This window comes from Paraburkholderia podalyriae (genome assembly GCF_014397785.1).
Classification (GTDB): Bacteria; Pseudomonadota; Gammaproteobacteria; order Burkholderiales; family Burkholderiaceae; genus Paraburkholderia; species Paraburkholderia podalyriae.
On sequence record NZ_VZQQ01000026.1, the window covers coordinates 58,035 to 79,091 of the forward strand.

Below are 21,057 nucleotides of genomic sequence, written 5' to 3' on the forward strand. Positions count from 1 at the left end.
GCTGTTCGTCGCCGTTCGTCGCTGGTCGTCGTTGCCACAGTCACTACCGCCATTTATTTTTACCGAATGCGCCGCCCGCGCCTTTTGCCCATGTCCGCCAACGCCCGCTCCGGCACGATCCGCACCCGCACCGACCCGGCATCCGCCGACGATCTGCTCGAGCACGCCGATCTCACCGACGCAACCGGCGCCGATGACGAAACCGGCGAACCCGGCGAAGAAAAACTACGCTCGGGCATCCAGTCGATCGAGGTCGGATTCAGGCTGCTCGACGTTCTGACCCACGAACCGCGCGCAATGATGCTGCGCGATCTCGCGCAGCGCGCGGGCATGAGTCCGGCGAAGGCGCATCGCTATCTGGTCAGTTTTCTGCGCCTCGGGGTGGTCGCGCAGGACCCGCTGTCGGGCCGCTACGAACTCGGCGGCTTCGCTTTGCAGTTGGGGCTCGCGCGGCTTGCGCGCGTCGACGGTGTGAAGCTCGCGCGCATCGCCCTCGCCACGCTTCGCGACCGGCTCGATCTGACGGTCGGCATCGCCGTATGGGGCAATCAGGGACCAACGATGGTGCACTGGATGGAGTCGAGCTATCCGGCCAAGGCATCGCTGAAACTTGGCGACGTGATGCCCTTGCTCAGCTCGGCGACCGGTCTGCTGTTCGCCGCCTACCTGCCGTCCGGCAAGACCGCCGCGATGCTCGAGCGCGAGCTGGCCGACTCGCGGCGCTCGTCGTATAGCGGCGTGCCGCGCACTCGCGAAGACGTCGACAAGGTTCTCGCCGAGGTGCGCGAACACGAGGCCGCGCGCGTCGAAGGCATGCTGCTCCCGACGATCCACGCGTTTTCGATGCCGGTGTTCGATTCGACCGGCGAACTCGCGCTCGGTCTGGTCGCGCTCGGCCATGAGGGCGCGTTCGATATCCGCTGGGGCGGCGAGATCGATACCGCGCTGCGCGAATGCGCGCGCAAGCTGTCGTACGAACTCGGCTACAGCGCGACGCCACGCAGCGAACACGGTTGATACGGACCGGACCTTCCAGACCTCCACCCATTCAAGCGCCGATGGACTTTGCTTCCGCCACCCGCCGTCGTGATCGCCTGCCAGCATTTGGCAAGGGGCCGGGACGCGGCGCGCGCGCGTGGCGCTGGATCGCGGTGCTCATGGCCGTGGCGGTCGTGCACTGGATCGCGGCGCAATGGTTCGAGCGCAATCGCGTGAATCTCAATCCCGCGGATCACGAGCATGTGCCGGTGCAGGTCGCGCTGCTGACGCCCGAGAAGGTCGAGCGTCAACCGGCGCTACAGCCGGCCGCGCCGGCACGGCATCCGCCCGCGCCCGCACGCAAGCCCGCGGTGAATCAGCCGCGCGAGCAGCATGTGTTGACCGCGTTGCAGCCGGCCAGGCCGAACGAGCCGGCGGCAACGCCGGCATCGGAGGTGGCGGCGAGCGCGCCGCCCGCCGCTGCGAACGCGAATGCATCGGCCCAAGCGAACGCCAGCGGCAACGCCGCGAGCGCCCCGGCCGCGGCCAGCGCGCCGCAAGCGTCGCAGGGCGTGAAGTTTTCGGTACCGCCATCGGCCGAGCTCGAATACGACACGTTCTACAACGGCGTGCGCAACGCGCCCGGCACGATCCATTGGGCGAGCGATGCGCACGGCTACGAAATGATCGTGTCGGTGCCGCTGCCGTTCGTCGGTCCATTTGTGTTTTCGAGCCGCGGCGGCATCGATACCTTTGGCCTCGCGCCGGCGCAGTACAGCGAAAAGCGTGGTCGTCGCGCGGAAGACATTGCGATCTTCAGTCGCAACGACAGGAAAATCGGCTTCACGCGCACGCCGGCCACGTTGCCGTTGCCCGACGGCGCGCAGGACCGCTTCAGCGTCGTGATGCAACTCGCGAGCCTCGTGCGCGGCGATCCTGACGCCTATAAGCCTGGCGTCGCGCGACAGTTTTTCGTCGTCGATACCGATAGCGGCGAGAACTGGCCGATCGAGACGATCGGCGACGAAATGATCCGCGCGGCGCAGGGCTATCTGCAGACGCGTCATTTCAAACGTCTGCCGCGGCGCGACGGCGACCAGCGCCGTATCGACGTGTGGCTCGCGCCGTCGCTCGGCTGGCTGCCCGCGCGCATCCTGCAGACGGAGCCGAACGGCACCCAGTTCGAACTGGTGTGGCGTGGCAAGCTCAGTGCCGATGAGACGTCGCCGGATCACGGCGGTGACAACGGCGCGGCGGCCGCAACGCCAGCGCCGGCGGATGCATCGGCAGTAACGCCCGAGACCGCCCCCGCCGCACCGGTCGATTCGACCGCTCCGGCCATCATCAAACCGTGACATGTTTCGTGACAGAGTGTCACGAGCAGATTCGCTCAAGATCGGCGAAACTTCCTTTGCAACGCTGACTCGCACCTCAATGGAGCGCCCGTTCGCGAGAACGAGGCGACCTACCGCGCTTTTTCACTGCGTTTCCTTCAAAGGAGTCCGCATGCAGGTGAACATCAACGGTATCGAAACACGCTACGTGCTGAGCAACGAAGGCGGCGGCCCGTGGCTCACCTTCATCCACCAGTTGGGCGGTGATCTTTCCATCTGGGATCAGATGGCCGGCTATTTCCGCGACGATTACACGGTGCTGCGCTACGACGTGCGCGGCCACGGCCACAGCGCGGTCGCGCGCGAGCCGTTCGGCATGCGCGATCTGGCCGACGATCTGGCCAAACTGCTCGATGCCCTCGGCGCGCCGACGACGCACCTGGTCGGCCTGTCGCTCGGCGGCATGATCGCGCAGCAATTCGCGCTCGACCATCCGTCGCGCATCGACACACTGACGATTGCCGATAGCGCCGGCGGCACCCCGCCCGAAAGCCACGCGTTATGGGATCAGCGCGCTCACACCGCGCGCAGCGAGGGCATGGCGGCGCTGTTGCCGTCGACGCTCGCGCGTTGGCTCACGCCCAACTTTCATGCCGGGCATCCCGAAGCGGTCGAGCCGATCCGTGAGACCTTTGCGCGCACGCCGCCGGAAGGTTTTGCGATGGCCTGCGAGGCGCTGCGCGATTTCGACCTGCGCGGCCGCCACGGCTTGATCCGCTGTCCGACGCTGACGGTGGCCGGACGTCACGACACGGGCACGCCCCCTGCTGCTACTCAGGCAATAGCGGAGGCGATCGAGGGCGCCCGCTTCGAGTTGCTGGACGCCGCGCATCTCGCGCCAATCGAGCAATCTCACCGTTTTGCCGCCTTGCTTGAATCGTTTCTGGAGCGGCGGGTCTAACCTTCAGGTCCGGAGCTTTTTACTTGCGTCGTCCGGACCCACCCCTTGAATTCCATCCCACATGCTCCACCTATGGTGCAGAAAACGGCAGGAGCCCAACGGAAATAAGGAGTGTCGCCATGCAAATGATCTATAACAGCCCTAACTATTGCGTCGTCGAGTTTCCTCCGCAAGAAGGTCTGCTGGCCATGAAGTCGGGCGGCTACGAGATTGTCGACAAGAACATGCAGCGCGAGATCTACATCGACGGGGCAATGGCGGCGCGTTTTCGCGAGCATGTGCAAAAGCTGATCGAAGGCGAGCCGACGCTCGACGAGGTCGACGAATTCCTCGGCCAGTTCGACAGTCTGATGCATCAACCGGTGGTCCTGCACTGACCGGAGGGATTTAGCTGACACTCTGGCAACATCGATCGACCGCACCGCGCGGCTTTGCCGGCGGGTTCCATCAGGCGGTCGGCGGCAGCGAAACGGCCCGGCAGGCTTTGGCTTCCCGGGCCGTTTCTTATCGCGTCATTTCATTGCTTCGCTTGCTTCGTTTGTTAGCGCGTTGCCGGATTCCTGGCGCGGCGCGCTCTTATACGTCGATTTTGCCGGCCGCCCTTTGCGCCGGCCCGCCGCGCCGGGCGCATCCGTCCGGCAGCGGCTACAATGACAGGCTTTCCGCCAACGCCGGCGCAAGCCCTCTTCCGCCATGACCCAGCCTGCTCAATCCGTCACGCCAGTCCGTTCCGAGCCCGCCTACACCCGCGGCGCAGCGCTGCCCGCGCTGCTGAACTCGCGCATCCTGATTCTGGACGGCGCGATGGGCACGATGATCCAGCGCTACAAGCTCGACGAAGCCCGCTATCGCGGCGAGCGCTTCAAGGACTACGCGCGCGACATCAAAGGCAACAACGAACTGCTGTCGATCACCCAGCCGAAGATCATCTCCGAGATTCACGAGCAGTATCTGGCGGCGGGTGCGGACATCATCGAAACCAACACGTTCGGCGCGACCACGGTCGCGCAGGCCGACTACGGCATGGAATCGCTCGCCGTCGAGATGAACGTCGAATCGGCGAAACTCGCGCGCGCCGCATGTGACAAATACGCGACGCCGGACAAGCCGCGCTTCGTCGCTGGCGCAATCGGCCCGACGCCGAAAACCGCCAGCATTTCGCCGGACGTCAACGATCCGGGCGCGCGCAACGTGAGCTTCGACGAACTGCACGCCGCGTACTACGAGCAGGCGAAAGCGCTGCTCGACGGCGGCGCGGACCTGTTCCTCGTCGAAACGATCTTCGATACGCTGAATGCGAAGGCCGCACTGTTCGCGCTCGACGAGCTGTTCGAAAACACCGGCGAGCGTCTGCCGATCATGATCTCGGGCACCGTCACCGATGCGTCGGGCCGCATTCTGTCGGGCCAGACCGTCGAGGCCTTCTGGAACTCGCTGCGTCACGCGAAACCGCTGACGTTCGGCCTGAATTGCGCGCTCGGCGCGGCGTTGATGCGCCCGTACATCGCCGAGCTCGCGAAACTGTGCGACACCTACGTGTCGTGCTACCCGAACGCCGGCCTGCCGAATCCGATGAGCGACACCGGCTTCGACGAATTGCCCGCGGATACCTCGGGCTTGCTGAAGGAGTTCGCCGAAGCGGGGCTCGTGAACGTCGCGGGCGGCTGCTGCGGCACGACGCCCGAGCACATCGCGGCGATCGCGAAGGCGCTCGCCGAGCTGAAGCCGCGCAAGTGGCCCAGCCAGTATCGCGACGCGGCCTGAGCCGGCCTCACGTACTTCACCCGAAGCCCAGCACGCCCCTTAACGCACGCACCCGACTCGCACACACGCCATGACCGATCACACCATGCGCCTTGCCGGCCTCGAGCCGTTCAACGTCACGTCCGGGACGCTTTTCATCAACGTTGGCGAACGCACCAACGTGACAGGCTCGAAAGCGTTCGCGCGAATGATCCTGAACAATCAGTTCGACGAAGCATTGGCCGTCGCGCGCCAGCAGGTCGAGAACGGCGCGCAGGTGATCGACATCAACATGGACGAGGCGATGCTCGATTCGAAAGCGGCGATGGTGCGCTTCATGAATCTGATCGCGTCGGAGCCGGACATCGCGCGCGTGCCGATCATGATCGACTCGTCGAAGTGGGAAGTGATCGAGGCGGGCCTCAAGTGCGTGCAGGGCAAGGCGATCGTCAACTCAATCTCGCTGAAGGAAGGCAAGGAAGCGTTCGTTCATCATGCGAAGCTGATTCGCCGCTATGGCGCGGCTGCCGTCGTGATGGCGTTCGACGAGCAGGGCCAGGCCGACACGTTCCAGCGCAAGACCGGCATTTGCAAGCGCTCGTACGACGTGCTCGTCAACGAAGTCGGCTTTCCGCCCGAAGACATCATCTTCGATCCGAACATCTTTGCGATCGCGACCGGCATCGAGGAACACAATAACTATGCGGTCGACTTCATCGAGGCGACCCGCTGGATCAAGCAGAACCTGCCGTACGCGAAGATCAGCGGCGGCGTGTCGAACGTGTCGTTCTCGTTCCGCGGCAACGACCCGGTGCGCGAGGCGATCCACACGGTGTTCCTTTACCACGCCATCCAGGCGGGGATGGACATGGGCATCGTCAACGCGGGCCAGCTCGGCGTGTATGCCGAACTCGATCCCGAACTGCGCGAACTCGTCGAAGACGTCGTGCTGAACCGCCGTGCAGACGGCACCGACCGCCTGCTCGAAATCGCCGACAAGTTCAAGAGCGGGGCCGCGAAGAAGGAAGAGAACCTCGAATGGCGCAACCAGCCGGTTGAGAAGCGTCTTGCGCATGCGCTCGTGAGCGGCATCAACACGTTCATCGTCGAAGACACCGAGGAAGTGCGCGCGAAGATCGCCGCCGCGGGCGGCCGCCCGATCAACGTGATCGAAGGTCCGCTGATGGACGGCATGAACATCGTCGGCGACCTGTTCGGCCAGGGCAAGATGTTCCTGCCGCAGGTCGTGAAGTCGGCGCGCGTGATGAAACAGGCAGTCGCACATCTGATCCCGTTCATCGAGGAAGAAAAGCGCCAGCTCTCGGCGGCCGGCGGCGACGTGCGCGCGAAGGGCAAGATCGTCATCGCGACCGTGAAGGGCGACGTGCACGACATCGGCAAGAACATCGTGTCGGTCGTGCTCCAGTGCAACAACTTCGAAGTGGTCAACATGGGCGTGATGGTCCCGTGCAGCGAGATCCTCGCGAAGGCGAAGGTCGAGGGCGCGGACATCATCGGGCTGTCGGGCCTGATTACGCCGAGTCTCGAAGAGATGGCCTACGTCGCGTCGGAAATGCAGCGCGACGACTACTTCCGCGTGAAGAAGATTCCGCTGCTGATCGGCGGCGCGACGACCTCGCGTGTGCACACGGCGGTGAAGATCTCTCCGCACTACGACGGGCCGGTGGTCTACGTGCCGGACGCGTCGCGCTCGGTATCCGTCGCCTCGAGCCTGCTGTCCGACGAGGGCGCCGCGAAGTACATCGATGAACTGAACGCCGATTACAGCCGCATCCGCGCTCAGCACGCGAACAAAAAGGCGCAGCCGATGGTCACGCTCGCCGCAGCGCGCGCCAATAAAACCAAGATCGAGTGGGCAGGCTACCAGCCGGTCAAGCCGAAGTTCATCGGCCGGCGCGTGTTCAAGAACTTCGATCTGAACGAGCTCGCGAACTATATCGACTGGGGTCCGTTCTTCCAGACGTGGGATCTCGCCGGCCCGTATCCGGCGATTCTCAACGACGAGATCGTCGGCGAATCGGCGCGGCGCGTGTTTTCGGACGGCAAGTCGATGCTCGCGCGCCTGATCCAGGGCCGCTGGCTGCACGCCAACGGCGTGATCGCGCTGTTGCCGGCCAACACGGTGAACGATGACGACATCGAAATCTACACGGACGAATCGCGCACCGAAGTCGCGCTGACGTGGCGCAATCTGCGTCAACAGAGCGTACGGCCGGTGGTCGACGGTGTGATGCGGCCGAACCGCTCGCTTGCCGACTTCATCGCGCCGAAGGACTCGGGCGTCGCCGACTACATCGGCATGTTCGCGGTGACGGCGGGTCTTGGCGTCGACGTGAAGGAGCGCCAGTTCGAGAAGGATCACGACGACTACAGCGCGATCATGCTCAAGGCGCTCGCGGACCGGCTCGCCGAAGCCTTCGCCGAAGCGTTGCACGCGCGCGTGCGGCGCGACCTGTGGGGCTACGCGAACAGCGAAACCCTTTCCAACGACGAACTGATCGCCGAGAAATACCGTGGCATCCGCCCGGCGCCCGGCTATCCGGCCTGCCCCGACCACCTCGTCAAGCGCGACATGTTCGACGTGCTGCAGGCGAACGAAATCGACATGAGCGTGACCGAATCACTGGCGATGCTGCCGGCCGCGAGCGTGTCGGGTTTCTACCTCGCGCATCCGGACAGCACCTATTTCTCGGTCGGCAAGATCGGCGCGGATCAGCTCGACGATTACGCGCAGCGGATGTCGCTGACGAAAGCGGACGCCGAGCGCGCATTGGCACCGTTGCTTTAAGCGTGAAGCGATACGTGGCGTGGCCGTGCGGCCCGGGCCGCGCGTGCGCCAGCGCGTGCGCCACTATATCGAGTCCGAAAGACTGAATATTTTCCGCCACGGCAATTTGGGCTTTGTAGACTGATGCGGCTTTCATCCCGTCAGGCGCGAGCACAACGCGCCGGCTCATCCAGATTGCAACTGTCAACGGAGAAAATCGTATGAAGAAGCTCACGCTGTTATTGACCGCTGTTTCGCTGGCCGCAGGCGCTTCCGTGGTGCTCGCGCAACCCGCCGCGCCGGCCAGTTCGAGCGCGGTCAGTTCCTACTCGCCGCCGACCGAGGCACACGTCAAAAAGGCGAAGAAGCAAAAGAAGAAGAAAGGCGCGGCGGCGTCGGCAGATTCCGCGAGCCAATAAGCGGCACAGCGGACGAGCGTTCCGAATGACAAAGAGCCCGCGGTGAGCGGGCTCTTTTCTTGTCTGCGCCAGAAGCGCCCACCACCTGCTGCGAACGGGCCGCGGCACCCGGAACCCAGCAGAAATCAGAGCCCCCAGACGATATCCGCGTTTTCCTTCTGCGCCGCGCGCAGCATGTCGAGGAACGGATAGGCGCGCTGCGCGAGTCCGGGTGGAATCTCGTGACGTTCGTGGCCGCCCTCCCCCTCGTGGAAATGGCCCTCGTGCTCGGCGCGCTCCTGCTTGTCGAAGGTGATCGCCGCTTCCAGCTTTTCGATGGCCGAGCCCAGTTCCTCGTGGGTGATGACGCCGCGCTGCCCAAGGCGTTTGCCGACAATGCCGACCAGATACTGCGCCAGATTCTCCAGCATCATGACGTCCGGGCAGGCGTGGCACTTGAAAGTAATCAGCATGACTGCTCCCTTTTTCGTTATGTCGGGTTGACGCACGAGCGTCCCACGGGCGGCGGCAGCGCGCGCCTGACGTGGCGCCGGCAACGCGCGGCGGCCACAGCCCCTCGCGGGCAACTCATTGAACATATTAGCACCTGCTAAAATTCCGTCTGAACGGAAAAGCGCGCCGCCAGCGCCATGTACGGCGAGGCTCGACGAGCATCGCGCACGTGTGCGACCGGGCGTCGAAGCATCGGTCGCAACCGGCATGCCGCGCGAGCCTGCATAATCGCGAGCCGCCGTGCGGCGCCCGCCGCGTTGCGCTGCTTGCGTCGCGTGTTGTCGCATCGTCTCGGGGACAGCCTGCCGGCGGCGCCGCCTTTAGCGCCGCAACGCGCGCGGGCCGCGTTCCACGCATGCGACACCGGCGCGGCCGGCACCTCTTCCGCCTTACCGGATTGCCTCACTGGACTCGCAACAAGCATGCTGCCCGCACACAAACACACACTCGAAACACTGCTCGCCGAGACGGTGAAGCAGGTCGCGACTGCCACGCAAGGCGCGACTGAAGCCGCCTTCGTCTCGCCCGCCATCGCGCTTGAGCGCCCGAAAGTCGCCGCGCACGGCGACGTCGCGTGCAACGTCGCGATGCAGCTCGCCAAGCCGCTGCGCGCCAATCCGCGCCAGCTCGCGCAGCAGATCGTCGATGCCCTGCTCGTCAATCCGCAGGCCAAAGGCCTGATCGAGACCGCCGAAGTGGCGGGCCCCGGCTTCATCAACCTGCGGCTCACGGCTGCAGCCAAGCAAGGCGTGATCGCCGCCGTGTTCGCCGGGAAAGACGCGTATGGCCGCTCGCAGCACGATGCCGGCAAGCACGTGCTGATCGAGTTCGTGTCGGCCAACCCGACCGGCCCGCTGCACGTCGGCCACGGGCGTCAGGCCGCGCTCGGCGACGCGCTCGCGAACGTGCTCGCGTCGCAGGGCTGGGACGTGCACCGCGAGTTCTACTACAACGACGCCGGCGTGCAGATCCAAACGCTCGCGCTGTCGACCCAGGCGCGCGCACGCGGCCTCGCCCCCGGCGACGAAGGCTGGCCCGCGTCGGCCTATAACGGCGAGTACATCGCCGACATCGCAAAAGACTATCTGAACGGCATCACCGTCGAGGCGAGCGACGGCGAGCCTGTCACCGGCGCGGGCGACGTCGAGAACCTCGAAGCGATCCGCCGCTTCGCGGTCACGTATCTGCGTCGCGAGCAGGACATGGACCTGCAGGCGTTCGGCGTGAAGTTCGACCAGTACTACCTCGAATCGTCGCTATACACGGAAGGCCGCGTCGAGAAAACGGTCGACGCGCTGATCGCCGCGGGCAAGACCTACGAGCAGGAAGGCGCGCTGTGGCTGCGCACCACCGACGACGGCGACGACAAGGACCGCGTGATGCGCAAGACCGACGGCACCTACACGTACTTCGTGCCGGACGTCGCCTATCACGTCGCGAAGTGGGAGCGCGGCTTCACGAAGGTCATCAACGTGCAGGGCTCGGACCACCACGGCACGATCGCGCGCGTGCGCGCGGGCCTGCAGGGTCTCGGCATCGGCATTCCGAAGGGCTACCCCGACTACATCCTGCACAAGATGGTCACGGTCATGCGCAACGGCGAAGAGGTGAAGATCTCGAAGCGCGCGGGCAGCTACGTGACGGTGCGCGATCTGATCGAATGGTCGGGCGGCGCGACGCCGGGCTCGGAAGCGGCAGTCGATCTGATCGACGAGGAGACCATTCGCCGCGGCCGCGACGCGGTGCGCTTCTTCCTGATCTCGCGCAAGGCGGACACCGAGTTCGTGTTCGACATCGACCTCGCGCTGAAGCAGAACGACGAGAACCCGGTGCACTACGTCCAATACGCGCACGCGCGCATCTGCTCGGTGATCGCCGAGTGCAACGCGCGCTACGGGCTCGACGACAGCGCGCTCGCGAGCGTGGATCTCGCGCCGCTCACGAGCGAGCGCTCGATGGCGCTGCTCAACAAGCTCGCCGAATTCCCGGACATGCTGCAGCACGCCGCCGACGAGCTCGCGCCGCACGCGGTCGCGTTCTACCTGCGCGAACTCGCCGGAGAATTTCACTCGTTCTACAATGACCGTGCCGAGCGCGTGCTGGTCGACGATGCGGCCGAACGCAACGCTCGCATCGCGCTGCTCGCGGCCACGCGCCAGGTGCTGGCCAACGGTCTCGCGACGATCGGCGTCTCCGCTCCCGTCAAGATGTAACTCCTGCGGCGCAATATGCACGCGGCCGTCGTTATAATCGACGGCCCGTTCCTGGATTCTTTTTGCAGGTGATTCGTACGATGGCAAAACCACGCCGCACAACAAAGCAATCGAAGCAAACCGGGGGCACTTTTCTCGGTCTCGTGCTGGGCCTGATCGTCGGCCTGGCGATCGCGGTAGTGGTGGCGCTGTATATCACCCGTGCACCGACGCCGTTTGTGTCGAAGGTCGCGCCGCCGGCGGCGACGGACAACGGCGCGAGCCAGGCGCAATACGATCCGAACCGTCCGCTGCAAGGCAAGACGCCGGGCCAGCCGGTGCCGCAGGCCGCGCAACCCGCGCCGCCGAACACCGCGCCGGGTCAGACCAACGCGCAGACCCAGTCGGGCATGCTCGAAGAACCGCAGATCGTCGAAGTGCCGCCGTCGGCCGGGAACGCGAATAACAACGGCACGGCGGTCGCGCCGAATCCCGCGCAGGAAAACGGCACCGGCGGCACCATCGCGCCGGCGCCGGCCAGGAAGCCGCAGACGTCGAGCGCGCCGGCCGCCACCGCGGAAGGCTCCGCGCCGAAGGGCCCGAGCACGACCACCGCGGCCAACACCAAGCCGGGCTCGGCCGCCGCGCCCGCGCCGGGCGACGCGAACACCGGCTACTTCCTGCAGGTCGGCGCGTACAAGACCGCCGCCGACGCCGAACAGCAGCGCGCGCGTCTCGCGTTCCAGGGCTTCGAATCGAAGGTCACGCAGCGCGATGCCGGCGGCGTCACGTACTTCCGCGTGCGCATCGGGCCGTTCTCGAAGTTCGAGGACATGAATTCGAGCCGTCAGCGTCTGTCGGACGCCGGTGTCGATACCGCGGTGATCCGCTTCACCAAACAATAAATAAACGGTAACGCCGGCTCGCGCGGCGCGTCGAACTATCGGCGCGGCGCGCGGGTCACAAGCACGATGGCCGCTTCGACCTCCGCTTCGACCTGTTTCGTGTCGGGCGGCCACGCCGAATCCGACCAGTGGTGACGGGCCTTTCGTATCGCGTCACCGCGCTCCGCCTTATTTGGGTCTACACAACATGAAAAAACTGCTGAGCATCCTGTTTCTGTCGCTGGGCCTGATCGCGGCCAGCGCGCACGCGTCGCCGGCCGCGCCGGTCGCCGGCAAGGACTACACCGTGCTGGCCTCGCCGCAGCCGACCGACGTGCCGGCCGGCAAGATCGAAGTCATCGAATTCTTCTGGTACGGCTGCCCGCATTGCAATGAATTCAACCCGTTCCTCGACGCGTGGGTCAAGAAGCAGGGCAAGGACGTCGTGTTCCGCCGCGTGCCGGTCGCCTTCCGCGACGACTTCATCCCGCACTCGAAGATGTTCCATGCGCTCGACGCGCTCGGCGTCGTGGACGAACTGACGCCGAAGGTCTTCAACGAAATCCACGTCAACAAGAACTACCTGCTGACGCCGGAAGATCAGACCAAGTTCCTTGCGAAGCTCGGCGTCGATCCGAAGAAGTACATGGAAGCGTACAACTCGTTCTCGACGCAAAGCGCGCTGCAGAAGGACAAGAAGCTGCTCGACGACTACAAGATCGACGGCGTGCCGACGCTCGCGGTCCAGGGCAAGTATGAAACCGGCCCGGCCGCGACAGGCACCCTGCCGGGCACGATCCAGGTGCTCGACTACCTCGTCTCGCAAGTCCGCGCCAAGAAGATGTAATCACGAGGCGCCGGTATGACTTCACCGCTGAAGGTTTTCATTACCGGCGCTTCGAGCGGCATCGGCCTCGCGCTCGCCGGCGAATACGCACGGCGCGGCGCGATTCTCGGCCTCGTCGCCCGCCGCGGCGACGCGCTCGCCGCGTTCCGGCAGTCCCATCCCCAGAACACCGTCTCGGTCTATGCAGTCGACGTGCGCGACACGGAAGCGCTCGCCGATGCGGCCGCGCGCTTCATCGCCGCGCACGGCCTGCCCGACGTCGTGATCGCCAACGCCGGCATCAGCCGCGGCGCACTGACGGGCCACGGCGAACTGCGCACCTTCCGCGAGGTGATGGACATCAATTACTTCGGCATGGTCGCGACGTTCGAGCCATTTGCCGCCGCGATGGCCGCATCGAAGCGCGGCACGCTGGTCGGCATTGCGAGCGTCGCGGGCGTGCGCGGCTTGCCGGGTTCGGGCGCGTACAGCGCGTCGAAATCGGCGGCCCTGAAGTATCTCGAAGCGTTGCGCGTCGAGATGCGGCCGTTCCGCGTCGGGGTCGTTACAATCGCGCCCGGCTATATCCGCACGCCGATGACCGAGCACAATCCGTACGACATGCCGTTCCTGATGGACGCCGACCGTTTCGCAGCGAAGGTCGCGCGGGCGATCGAACGGCAGACGTCGTTCGCGGTGTTTCCGTGGCAGATGCGCGTGGCCGCGATGCTGCTGCATGTGCTGCCGCGCCGGCTCTACGACCGCGTGTTCGAACGCGCGCCGCGCAAGCCGCGCGTTGTCACCGAGTAAATCATGCAGCCCCGTGCGGTCGATGCAGCCGGCGCCGCGCACAGTGTCGCAGGCGCCGATGCGCGCATCGTATCGCTGGTGCCGAGCATCACCGAAACGCTGTTCGCGCTCGGCCTCGAGCGGCAGATCGTCGGGCGCACCGGCTTTTGCGTGCATCCGCGCGACAAGGTCCGCGCGGTGCCGAAGGTCGGCGGCACGAAAGCCGTCAAACTCGACGCGATCCGCGCGCTGCGCCCCACCCATCTGATCGTCAATGTCGATGAGAACGAACGCGACACCGTCGAGCAACTGCGCGCGTTCGTGCCGCACATCGTCGTCACCCATCCGCAGACGCCGCGCGACAATCTCGCGCTGTACACGTTGCTCGGCACGATCTTCGGACGAGAGGACGAAGCGCAGCGCCTGAGCACCGCGCTCGAAGCGCGTCTGCACGAAGCCGCCGCTCACAGCTTCGCCGCGCAGAACGTGCTGTACCTGATCTGGCGCGAACCGTGGATGAGCGTCGCGCGCGACACCTACATCGCCGCGATGCTGCGTCTCGTGAACTGGCACACGCTGCCCGACGTGTACGGCGGCCGCGTGGGCGCCGCGCGTTACCCCACGCTCGACTTCGACGACGCGCCGTGGCTCGCGCAAGTCGACCGCGTGCTGCTGTCGAGCGAGCCATACCGCTTCACGGCCGCACATCGCGATGCGCTCGCGCGCGATCCGCGTCTCTCTGGCAAACGCATCGAGCTGATCGATGGGGAAATGACGTCGTGGTACGGCGCGCGCGCGATCTATGGCATCGACTATCTGCTGCGCCAGACGGCGGCGGCTTGACGCGGCAACATGGCGCGCCGCCGCATATGGATATGTCGATTAAATGGTTGTCGCCATAATGGCCCTTCGATAAGCTTTCGCGAAGGCGCGCCGCCAGCCAGGCCTCGAAGGTCGGCTTACGCATCGCCGCCATAAACACAACCACACGCACCGCTGACTGCGCTCGTTACCGGAGATCCTATGCACTTCAAACTGCTCGCAGCCGCCATCCTGCTCACCGCGCCCGCGCTCGTGCTCGCCAAGCCGTTGACCGTCTGCACCGAATCGAGCCCCGACGGCTTCGACGTCGTGCAGTTCAATTCGCTCGTCACGACCAATGCATCAGCGGATGTGATCTTCAATTCGCTGGTGTCGTTCGATGAAGCCGCGAAGAAGGTCGTACCCGCGCTCGCCGACAAGTGGGAAGTGAGCCCCGACGGCTTGACCTACACGTTCCACCTGCGCCCGAACGTGCAGTTCCAGACCACTGACTTCTTCAAGCCCACCCGCGCGCTGAATGCCGACGACGTGATCTTCACGTTCGACCGCATGCTCAACGACAGCAATCCGTGGCACAAGGTGGCGGGCGCGAGCGGCTTCCCGCACGCGCAGTCGATGGGGCTGCCGAAGCTGATCAAAGCGATTACCAAGGTCGACGACAACACGGTCAAGTTCGAGCTTAACGAGCCGAACGCGACGTTCGTGTCGATTCTGACGATGGGGTTTGCATCGATCTATTCGGCCGAGTACGCGGACCAGTTGCTGAAGGCCGGCAAGCAGGTCGACCTGAACGCGAAGCCGATCGGCACCGGGCCCTTCGTGCTGAAGAGCTATACGAAAGACGCGGTGATCCGCTACGACGTGAATCCGAGCTACTGGGGGCCGAAGCCTAAGATCGAGCGCCTGATCTACGCGATCACGCCGGACGCGACCGTGCGTGCGCAGAAAGTGAAGGCTGGCGAATGTCAGATCGCGCTGTCGCCGAAGCCGCAGGATCTTGCCGACGCGAAGAACGACAAGTCTCTCGCGATCGTGCAAACGCCCGCGTTCATGACGGCGTTCGTCGCGCTGAACACGCAGAAGAAGCCGCTCGACAACCAGAAGGTGCGCGCCGCGCTGAACATGGCGTTCGACCGCACCTCGTATCTGAAGACCGTGTTCGACAACACCGCGACGCCGGCCGTGAACCCGTATCCGCCGAACACGTGGAGCTACAACCGGTCGATCAAGGGCTGGCCGTACGATCCGGCGAAGGCGAAGCAGCTGCTCGCCGACGCGGGCTATCCGAACGGCTTCGAAACGACGATCTGGGTGCGTCCGAATGGCAGCGTGCTGAATCCGAATCCGAAGGCCGGTGCCGAAATGCTGCAGGCCGACTTTGCGAAGATCGGCGTGAAGGCGGAAGTCAAGGTTATCGAATGGGGCGAGCTGATCAAGCAGGCGAAGCAAGGACAGCATGACTCGCTTTTCATGGGCTGGGCTGGCGACAACGGCGATCCGGACAACTATCTGTCGCCGCTGTTCAGTTGCAATGCGGTGAAGTCGGGCATCAACTTCGCGCGTTTCTGCGATCAGGATCTCGACAAGCTGATCGCCGACGGCAAAGCCACGGCCGATATCGCCAGGCGCACGAAAGCGTATGAAGCCGCGCAGCAAATCATCCACGACGAAGCGCTGTGGATTCCGCTCGGCTATCCGACCGCTGCCGCGATCACGCGCACGAACGTGAGCGGGTATCACGTGAGTCCGTTTGGGCGGCAGAATTTTGGGGCGGTGGCGGTACGGTGATTCTGCGCCGCGGCTGACGCAGCCGACCCTGCAAGAAAGCCCGGTTTTTGCCCGGGCTTTTTTTTGTTCAACGCACGGATTGGCTGGTTGCATCTAACACTGCGTAACCTTTTTCCGACGTGATTTCGGGTCTTTGCCCGCCAGACCTATTCCTAATGCAATTTTCCTCTGGCAAGAAGCTGATAATTGCTTGCGAAGTAGCCGCCTACACTTTGACAGAAGGAATGGTTATGGCAATGCAAGCTCCGACGAGGACAGGTTTTGAACGGTGGCAGGATGGCGTTAGCAAGGCTGTAAGCGATGTCAAATGGAATTCCTGGGACTGCGAGATCCAGAGGGCAGTCAATGAGTACAACCGCCATCTTCGCGGCACATCCGGGTACGTGCCCTTGGACTGGCAGCTTATCAAGGCGATGTTGTGGGTCGAAACAGGTGCGCACGATCCTCAGTGGAACGCCAAGCCGATGCAAATTGGGGTTTCAGGAGATCCCGGACTAGCATCGCTGCTTTCGGGCAAGAAGGCGGCGATCTCACTCTGGTTCCAGGCTGGAAAAGACAACTGACAGTAGCCTCAGTCAGAACGATACCGGCGTATAACATCCGCGCCGGGATTGGCTACCTGCTCATGCGCATGGCACGTTTCGAGTACCGAAGCGTACTTGACGCTGACCCTAAAGTCTATGAAATCGGTGTCAAGCCAGGCGATAGCATGGACAAGATGGCGAGGGCTCAAGGCACCACAATCGAGACGTTGAGAAAACTGAACCCGACGGCCACTGTTCTTCGCCCTGGGCAAGTGTTGAAGTACCGGAAAGCGTCAGTTCAAAACGTGATTGCAGGCTGGCACCCCATCTCCACGACATTGATAGCGCAGCGCTATAACGGACGCCGCGACCCAAACTACGCCAGAAAGCTTGATTACGCGTTGTCATTGGTTCGTAAAGGAAAGGCAGCCCTATGCGCACAATCAAGTTGATCTGTTTCGGCCTGGTCGCCTGCCTGCCAACAATGGTCCCTGCGGCCTCAACTGCTCCCGTTGCGAGCGAGAAAACTTTGCGCGAGGAATGCAGCGCGTTCTCGCAAGCGGGAATGCGGGACTGTCTGGCAGAAAAAGCAGAGGCCAGTCAGAAGGCCCTCAGACGAGCCGAGGAGAAGATGGCTGGCACCCTCTCCAAATGGGATGAAGACAACAAGTACGTCAACCAGGCCAGGACAAAACTCGCCGCCTCAAACCGGAAATTCGCCGAGTACCGCGAGACTCAATGCGACTTCTCAGCTTCATTAAGTGGTGGCGGAGCCGGCAATGCGCACGAAATGGGTCATTTGGCTTGCGTTTCGGAACTGAATAACCGGCGTGCCCAGCAACTCCGCGACGCTGCATCTGACTTGCCGTTGAAGTAGTTCGTATGAGCACACCCAGCACCGTTGCGCCGCCAGCAACTAACAGTGCTGAATTATTCAAAAAAAGGCCCGCTATACGCAGCCGGGCTCTTCTATCGGCGTATCGAAGCAGAGCCGGACAAAGGGTCGAGATCACACCGCCGCGAACCGAATCACCCCATCCGCATCCTGCGTACGCTTCAAATCCCCCGCCCGCCACAGCAGATGCAAATGCGCGAGCGCCTCACCCATCGCGAACGTCATCTGATGGATATCGAGCTGGCGCTTGAACATCAGCGGCACGATATCGGCGGCGCTGCGCGGCTTTTCCGCACAAGCCTCCCGCACTTCAGCGAGCCGTGCGTCGTGATGCTCGCGCAACTGCTGAATCCGCGTGCGAACGCCACGAAACGGCTTGCCATGCGACGGCAGCACCAGCGTGTCGTCGGGCATCGTCTCGTAGCGGCCGAGCGACTCCAGGTACAGTTCGAGCGGCGAGCCCTCAGGCTCGATATCGAACACCGACACGTTGGTCGAAATGCGCGGCAGCACCATGTCGCCGGAAATCAGCGTGCTGGTTTGTGCGCAGTACAGCGCGCAGTGCTCAGGCGAATGGCCGAAGCCCGTCACCACACGCCATGTCCAGCCGCCGATCCTCACGTCCTCGGCTTCGCGCAAACGGCGGTATTGCCCCGGAATCGCCGGCACGAGGCTCGAGTAATAGCTGTTGCGATTGCGCAGTTTATCGAGCGATTCGGCGTCGTTCAGTCCGTGCCGCGCGAAGTGCCGCGCCGCGGCCTCGCCGCCCGCGTTCGAGCCGTCGCCGGTCGCCATCACGCGCGCCTGCATGTATTCGCCGAGCGTCATCCACAGCCGCGCGTCCCAGCGCTTCTTATTGCCGCCGCCGCACACCCAGTGCGCGAGGCCGATGTGATCAGGATGGCAATGCGTGACGATCACGCGCAGCACCGGCTGACCGTCGAGCACCGAGTCGAACACGTTCTCCCAATTCACTTTGATCGTGTCCGACGTGATGCCGCAATCGACCACGGTCCAGCCCTGCTGGCCGTCGATTTCATCGCGCAGCAGCCACAGGTTGATATGGTCGAGCGCGAATGGCAGCGGCATACGCAGCCATCGCACGCCGGGCGCGACTTCCATCGTGCGGCCCGCGTCGGGCAACGTGTCGTTGAACGGGTATTGGAGTTGGTGTTCGAGTGCATTCATGGGGACTGTCTTCCTCCGACGACTCTCCGGCACGGCGAGGTGTGCGATGCCGGTCGGCCAGGTTGTGGTTGCTTTCCGCTCAGGTTGACGATAACGTAAACGTCGATTCTATCGTCCAATCCATATTTGTGCCCGGCCATGCGTCCACGAGATGTTCCGATGAATACGCAATTCACGATCACCGAGCTCGCGCGCGAATTCGACGTCACGCCGCGCGCGATCCGTTTCTACGAAGACCAGGGTTTACTCTCGCCGAGCCGCGAGGGTTCCAGCGGCTTGCGGCGCGTCTATTCAGGCCGCGACCGCACGCGTCTGAAGCTCACGCTACGCGGCAAGCGGCTCGGCTTCACGCTGTCGGAGATCCGCGACCTGCTCGACGTTTACGAGTCGCCGACCGACACCGTACCGCAGTTGCATGCGTTCCTCGCGACGGTCACGCGTCATCGCGAAGTGCTCGAGCGCCAGCGCGAAGATCTCGACGCGACGCTCGAAGATCTCGCGCAGTACGAAGCGCAGGCGCGCGCGCTGCTCGATGGCGCCAGGCACGACGCGAAGCCTGCCTGAAGTTGTCTGACTCTGACCGGCGTTTGCGGAGCGCGCGTGATGAATCACTTCCCCAAGCTGTTATCGTCGCAAATCGGTTTCGACGTCGCGCAGACGATGCTCGAAGGGTTCGACCGTCACTACCGGGTCTTTCGCGACGCCGCGATCCACGCGAAGACGCTGTTCGAAGCCGGCGACTGGCATGGCCTGCAAAGGCTCGCTCGCGAGCGCATCACGTCGTACGACGATCGTGTGCAGGAATGCGTGCATCTGCTCGAAGACGAGTACGACGCGGAGAAGATCGACAGCGAAGTGTGGCAGCAGATCAAGCTGCACTACATCGGTCTTCTGACTACGCACCGCCAGCCCGAATGCGCGGAAACGTTTTTCAATTCGGTGTGCTGCAAGATTCTGCACCGCTCGTATTTCAACAACGATTTCATTTTCGTGCGTCCGGCGATCTCGACCGAATACCTCGAGAACGACGAACTGGCCGCCAAGCCGACCTATCGCGCGTACTACCCCGGCACTGACGGACTGGCCGCGACCCTGGAGCGGGTCGTCACGAACTTCCAGCTCGATCCGCCGTTCGAGGATCTGACGCGCGACGTCGCCTGCGTGATGCAGTCGATTCGCGACGCGTTCGGCGTGTTCGACGAAGCGCCGAACTTCCAGATTCACGTGTTGTCGTCGCTGTTTTATCGCAACAAGGCCGCGTATATCGTCGGGCGCATCATCAACGGCGACGCGCTGCTGCCGTTCGCGGTGCCGCTGCGTCATGTGAAACCGGGCGTGCTTGCGCTCGACACGGTGCTGCTCAGGCGCGAGCAGTTGCTGATCATCTTCAGCTTCTCGCGCTCGTATTTTCTGGTCGACATGGAAGTGCCGTCCGCGTATGTCGAGTTTCTGCGCACGGTGATGCCGGGCAAACCGAAGGCGGAAATCTATACGTCGGTGGGTCTGCAGAAACAGGGCAAGAATCTGTTCTATCGCGACCTGCTGCATCACCTGTCGCATTCGAGCGACCGCTTCATCGTCGCGCCCGGCATCAAGGGGCTCGTGATGCTGGTGTTCACGTTGCCGTCGTTTCCGTACGTGTTCAAGCTGATCAAGGACAACTTTCCGCCGCCGAAGGAAACCACGCGCGCGCAGATCCAGCAGAAGTACCTACTCGTCAAACGTCACGACCGCCTGGGCCGCATGGCCGACACGCTCGAATATTCGAGCGTTGCGCTGCCGCTTGCGCGGCTCGACGAAACGCTGTTGCGTGAACTCGAGAAGGAAGTGCCGTCGCTGATCGAATACGACGGCGACAACCTCGTGATTCGCCATATGTACATCGAGCGACGCATGGTGCCGCTCAATCTGTTCCTGCAGAACGGCAACGACGACGACGTCGAGCACGGCATCAAGGAATACGGCAACGCGGTAAAGGAACTGATCCAGGCGAACATCTTCCCCGGCGACTTGCTGTACAAGAACTTCGGTGTCACGCGACATGGCCGCGTCGTGTTCTACGACTACGACGAGATCGAATACCTGACCGACTGCAACGTGCGCGCGGTGCCGCCGCCGCGCAACGAGGAAGACGAAATGTCGGACGAGCCCTGGTACGCGGTCGGTCCACACGACATTTTTCCCGAGACGTACGGCACGTTCCTGCTCGGCGATCCGCGCGTGCGCCGGTCGTTCATGCGGCATCACGCGGATTTCTTCGAGCCCGAGCTGTGGCAACGATACAAGGATTCTCTGCTAAAGGGCGAGCTGCCCGATTTTTTCCCGTATGACCAGAGCGTGCGCTTTTGCGTGCGTTATCCCGAGCGGTTCGCCGCAGCGACCGATGCGCAGGCGGACGAACCAGATGTGCGCGTGGCTTGATGAATCCCACGAG

19 protein-coding genes and 1 pseudogene are annotated in these 21,057 nt (G+C 63.7%); 18 read left to right on the forward strand and 2 right to left on the reverse strand.

Going from position 1 to position 21,057, the window contains the following annotated elements; genetic code table 11:
* Nucleotides 1-90: 90 nt before the first annotated feature.
* From F6X42_RS26120 to F6X42_RS26150, 7 genes and pseudogenes are all read left to right on the forward strand, one after another.
* The gene (locus F6X42_RS26120) at nucleotides 91-1,017 is read left to right on the forward strand and encodes an IclR family transcriptional regulator (protein ID WP_187636964.1); all 927 of its coding nucleotides are present in this window, start codon (nucleotides 91-93) and stop codon (nucleotides 1,015-1,017) included.
* A 41-nt stretch (nucleotides 1,018-1,058) separates the two neighbouring features.
* On the forward strand, nucleotides 1,059-2,333 hold the full coding sequence (locus tag F6X42_RS26125) for a DUF3108 domain-containing protein (protein ID WP_187636965.1): 1,275 nt from the start codon (nucleotides 1,059-1,061) through the stop codon (nucleotides 2,331-2,333).
* Nucleotides 2,334-2,484: 151 nt separating this feature from the next.
* On the forward strand, nucleotides 2,485-3,273 hold the full coding sequence (locus F6X42_RS26130; protein ID WP_187636966.1) for an alpha/beta fold hydrolase: 789 nt from the start codon (nucleotides 2,485-2,487) through the stop codon (nucleotides 3,271-3,273).
* A gap of 119 nt (nucleotides 3,274-3,392) precedes the next feature.
* Nucleotides 3,393-3,650 carry a BTH_I0359 family protein gene (locus F6X42_RS26135; RefSeq protein WP_062125693.1) on the forward strand — a complete coding sequence of 86 codons (258 nt, stop codon included), beginning with the start codon at nucleotides 3,393-3,395 and terminating at the stop codon, nucleotides 3,648-3,650.
* Nucleotides 3,651-3,966: 316 nt separating this feature from the next.
* Entirely contained in the window at nucleotides 3,967-5,037 is a 1,071-nt protein-coding gene (locus F6X42_RS26140) for a homocysteine S-methyltransferase family protein (protein ID WP_187636967.1), read from the forward strand.
* A 58-nt stretch (nucleotides 5,038-5,095) separates the two neighbouring features.
* Nucleotides 5,096-7,825: pseudogene (gene metH, locus F6X42_RS26145) on the forward strand (methionine synthase); the annotation flags it as partial.
* 200 nt (nucleotides 7,826-8,025) lie between these two features.
* A complete protein-coding gene (locus tag F6X42_RS26150) occupies nucleotides 8,026-8,223 on the forward strand; it encodes an acid-shock protein (RefSeq protein WP_187636969.1) in 198 nt (65 codons plus the stop codon).
* A 125-nt stretch (nucleotides 8,224-8,348) separates the two neighbouring features.
* Here the strand turns inward: F6X42_RS26150 and F6X42_RS26155 are convergent, their stop codons facing one another.
* Nucleotides 8,349-8,675 (reverse strand): DUF1840 domain-containing protein, encoded by a 327-nt coding sequence (locus F6X42_RS26155; protein ID WP_187636995.1) that lies wholly within the window; start codon nucleotides 8,673-8,675, stop codon nucleotides 8,349-8,351.
* Nucleotides 8,676-9,137: 462 nt separating this feature from the next.
* Here F6X42_RS26155 and argS point away from each other — a divergent pair, with 462 nt between their 5' ends.
* The 9 genes from argS (at nucleotide 9,138) to F6X42_RS26195 (ending at nucleotide 17,417) form a co-directional block, all read left to right on the forward strand.
* Nucleotides 9,138-10,928 carry an arginine--tRNA ligase gene (gene argS, locus F6X42_RS26160; protein WP_187636970.1) on the forward strand — a complete coding sequence of 597 codons (1,791 nt, stop codon included), beginning with the start codon at nucleotides 9,138-9,140 and terminating at the stop codon, nucleotides 10,926-10,928.
* Between the two features lie 80 nt (nucleotides 10,929-11,008).
* Nucleotides 11,009-11,812 carry an SPOR domain-containing protein gene (locus F6X42_RS26165; RefSeq protein ID WP_187636971.1) on the forward strand — a complete coding sequence of 268 codons (804 nt, stop codon included), beginning with the start codon at nucleotides 11,009-11,011 and terminating at the stop codon, nucleotides 11,810-11,812.
* Nucleotides 11,813-11,999: 187 nt separating this feature from the next.
* Nucleotides 12,000-12,638 carry a thiol:disulfide interchange protein DsbA/DsbL gene (locus tag F6X42_RS26170; protein WP_187636972.1) on the forward strand — a complete coding sequence of 213 codons (639 nt, stop codon included), beginning with the start codon at nucleotides 12,000-12,002 and terminating at the stop codon, nucleotides 12,636-12,638.
* A 15-nt stretch (nucleotides 12,639-12,653) separates the two neighbouring features.
* Nucleotides 12,654-13,427 (forward strand): SDR family oxidoreductase, encoded by a 774-nt coding sequence (locus tag F6X42_RS26175; RefSeq protein ID WP_187636973.1) that lies wholly within the window; start codon nucleotides 12,654-12,656, stop codon nucleotides 13,425-13,427.
* A gap of 3 nt (nucleotides 13,428-13,430) precedes the next feature.
* Nucleotides 13,431-14,249 (forward strand): cobalamin-binding protein, encoded by an 819-nt coding sequence (locus tag F6X42_RS26180; RefSeq protein WP_187636974.1) that lies wholly within the window; start codon nucleotides 13,431-13,433, stop codon nucleotides 14,247-14,249.
* Between the two features lie 180 nt (nucleotides 14,250-14,429).
* Nucleotides 14,430-16,016, forward strand: a complete 1,587-nt coding sequence (locus F6X42_RS26185) for an ABC transporter substrate-binding protein (RefSeq protein WP_187636975.1) — start codon at nucleotides 14,430-14,432, stop codon at nucleotides 16,014-16,016.
* A 155-nt stretch (nucleotides 16,017-16,171) separates the two neighbouring features.
* Nucleotides 16,172-16,579, forward strand: a complete 408-nt coding sequence (locus tag F6X42_RS45605; RefSeq protein ID WP_312892912.1) for a hypothetical protein — start codon at nucleotides 16,172-16,174, stop codon at nucleotides 16,577-16,579.
* A gap of 146 nt (nucleotides 16,580-16,725) precedes the next feature.
* On the forward strand, nucleotides 16,726-16,992 hold the full coding sequence (locus tag F6X42_RS45610; RefSeq protein ID WP_312892913.1) for a hypothetical protein: 267 nt from the start codon (nucleotides 16,726-16,728) through the stop codon (nucleotides 16,990-16,992).
* Entirely contained in the window at nucleotides 16,974-17,417 is a 444-nt protein-coding gene (locus F6X42_RS26195; protein ID WP_187636976.1) for a lysozyme inhibitor LprI family protein, read from the forward strand. The genes F6X42_RS45610 and F6X42_RS26195 overlap by 19 nt, the downstream gene beginning before the upstream one ends.
* A 132-nt stretch (nucleotides 17,418-17,549) precedes the next feature.
* Here the strand turns inward: F6X42_RS26195 and F6X42_RS26200 are convergent, their stop codons facing one another.
* Nucleotides 17,550-18,623 (reverse strand): MBL fold metallo-hydrolase, encoded by a 1,074-nt coding sequence (locus F6X42_RS26200; RefSeq protein ID WP_187636977.1) that lies wholly within the window; start codon nucleotides 18,621-18,623, stop codon nucleotides 17,550-17,552.
* Between the two features lie 159 nt (nucleotides 18,624-18,782).
* On the opposite strand from F6X42_RS26200, the gene F6X42_RS26205 reads away from it, so the two are divergent.
* Together F6X42_RS26205 and aceK are read left to right on the forward strand one after the other, a co-directional pair.
* Nucleotides 18,783-19,187, forward strand: coding sequence for a MerR family transcriptional regulator (locus F6X42_RS26205; RefSeq protein WP_187636978.1), 405 nt, complete (start codon nucleotides 18,783-18,785; stop codon nucleotides 19,185-19,187).
* 39 nt (nucleotides 19,188-19,226) lie between these two features.
* Nucleotides 19,227-21,044, forward strand: coding sequence for a bifunctional isocitrate dehydrogenase kinase/phosphatase (aceK, locus tag F6X42_RS26210; RefSeq protein ID WP_187636979.1), 1,818 nt, complete (start codon nucleotides 19,227-19,229; stop codon nucleotides 21,042-21,044).
* The last annotated feature ends 13 nt before the right edge of the window (nucleotides 21,045-21,057 follow it).

Excerpts from the sequence above, each read along its gene's own strand:
- F6X42_RS26120 (WP_187636964.1), top strand. The coding sequence starts at position 91 with ATGTCCGCCAACGCCCGCTCCGGCACGATCCGCACCCGCACCGACCCG.
- F6X42_RS26125 (WP_187636965.1), top strand. The coding sequence starts at position 1,059 with ATGGACTTTGCTTCCGCCACCCGCCGTCGTGATCGCCTGCCAGCATTT.
- F6X42_RS26130 (WP_187636966.1), top strand. The coding sequence starts at position 2,485 with ATGCAGGTGAACATCAACGGTATCGAAACACGCTACGTGCTGAGCAAC.
- F6X42_RS26135 (WP_062125693.1), top strand. The coding sequence starts at position 3,393 with ATGCAAATGATCTATAACAGCCCTAACTATTGCGTCGTCGAGTTTCCT.
- F6X42_RS26140 (WP_187636967.1), top strand. The coding sequence starts at position 3,967 with ATGACCCAGCCTGCTCAATCCGTCACGCCAGTCCGTTCCGAGCCCGCC.
- F6X42_RS26150 (WP_187636969.1), top strand. The coding sequence starts at position 8,026 with ATGAAGAAGCTCACGCTGTTATTGACCGCTGTTTCGCTGGCCGCAGGC.
- F6X42_RS26155 (WP_187636995.1), bottom strand. The coding sequence starts at position 8,675 with ATGCTGATTACTTTCAAGTGCCACGCCTGCCCGGACGTCATGATGCTG.
- argS (WP_187636970.1), top strand. The coding sequence starts at position 9,138 with ATGCTGCCCGCACACAAACACACACTCGAAACACTGCTCGCCGAGACG.
- F6X42_RS26165 (WP_187636971.1), top strand. The coding sequence starts at position 11,009 with ATGGCAAAACCACGCCGCACAACAAAGCAATCGAAGCAAACCGGGGGC.
- F6X42_RS26170 (WP_187636972.1), top strand. The coding sequence starts at position 12,000 with ATGAAAAAACTGCTGAGCATCCTGTTTCTGTCGCTGGGCCTGATCGCG.
- F6X42_RS26175 (WP_187636973.1), top strand. The coding sequence starts at position 12,654 with ATGACTTCACCGCTGAAGGTTTTCATTACCGGCGCTTCGAGCGGCATC.
- F6X42_RS26180 (WP_187636974.1), top strand. The coding sequence starts at position 13,431 with ATGCAGCCCCGTGCGGTCGATGCAGCCGGCGCCGCGCACAGTGTCGCA.
- F6X42_RS26185 (WP_187636975.1), top strand. The coding sequence starts at position 14,430 with ATGCACTTCAAACTGCTCGCAGCCGCCATCCTGCTCACCGCGCCCGCG.
- F6X42_RS45605 (WP_312892912.1), top strand. The coding sequence starts at position 16,172 with ATGCAATTTTCCTCTGGCAAGAAGCTGATAATTGCTTGCGAAGTAGCC.
- F6X42_RS45610 (WP_312892913.1), top strand. The coding sequence starts at position 16,726 with ATGGACAAGATGGCGAGGGCTCAAGGCACCACAATCGAGACGTTGAGA.
- F6X42_RS26195 (WP_187636976.1), top strand. The coding sequence starts at position 16,974 with ATGCGCACAATCAAGTTGATCTGTTTCGGCCTGGTCGCCTGCCTGCCA.
- F6X42_RS26200 (WP_187636977.1), bottom strand. The coding sequence starts at position 18,623 with ATGAATGCACTCGAACACCAACTCCAATACCCGTTCAACGACACGTTG.
- F6X42_RS26205 (WP_187636978.1), top strand. The coding sequence starts at position 18,783 with ATGAATACGCAATTCACGATCACCGAGCTCGCGCGCGAATTCGACGTC.
- aceK (WP_187636979.1), top strand. The coding sequence starts at position 19,227 with ATGAATCACTTCCCCAAGCTGTTATCGTCGCAAATCGGTTTCGACGTC.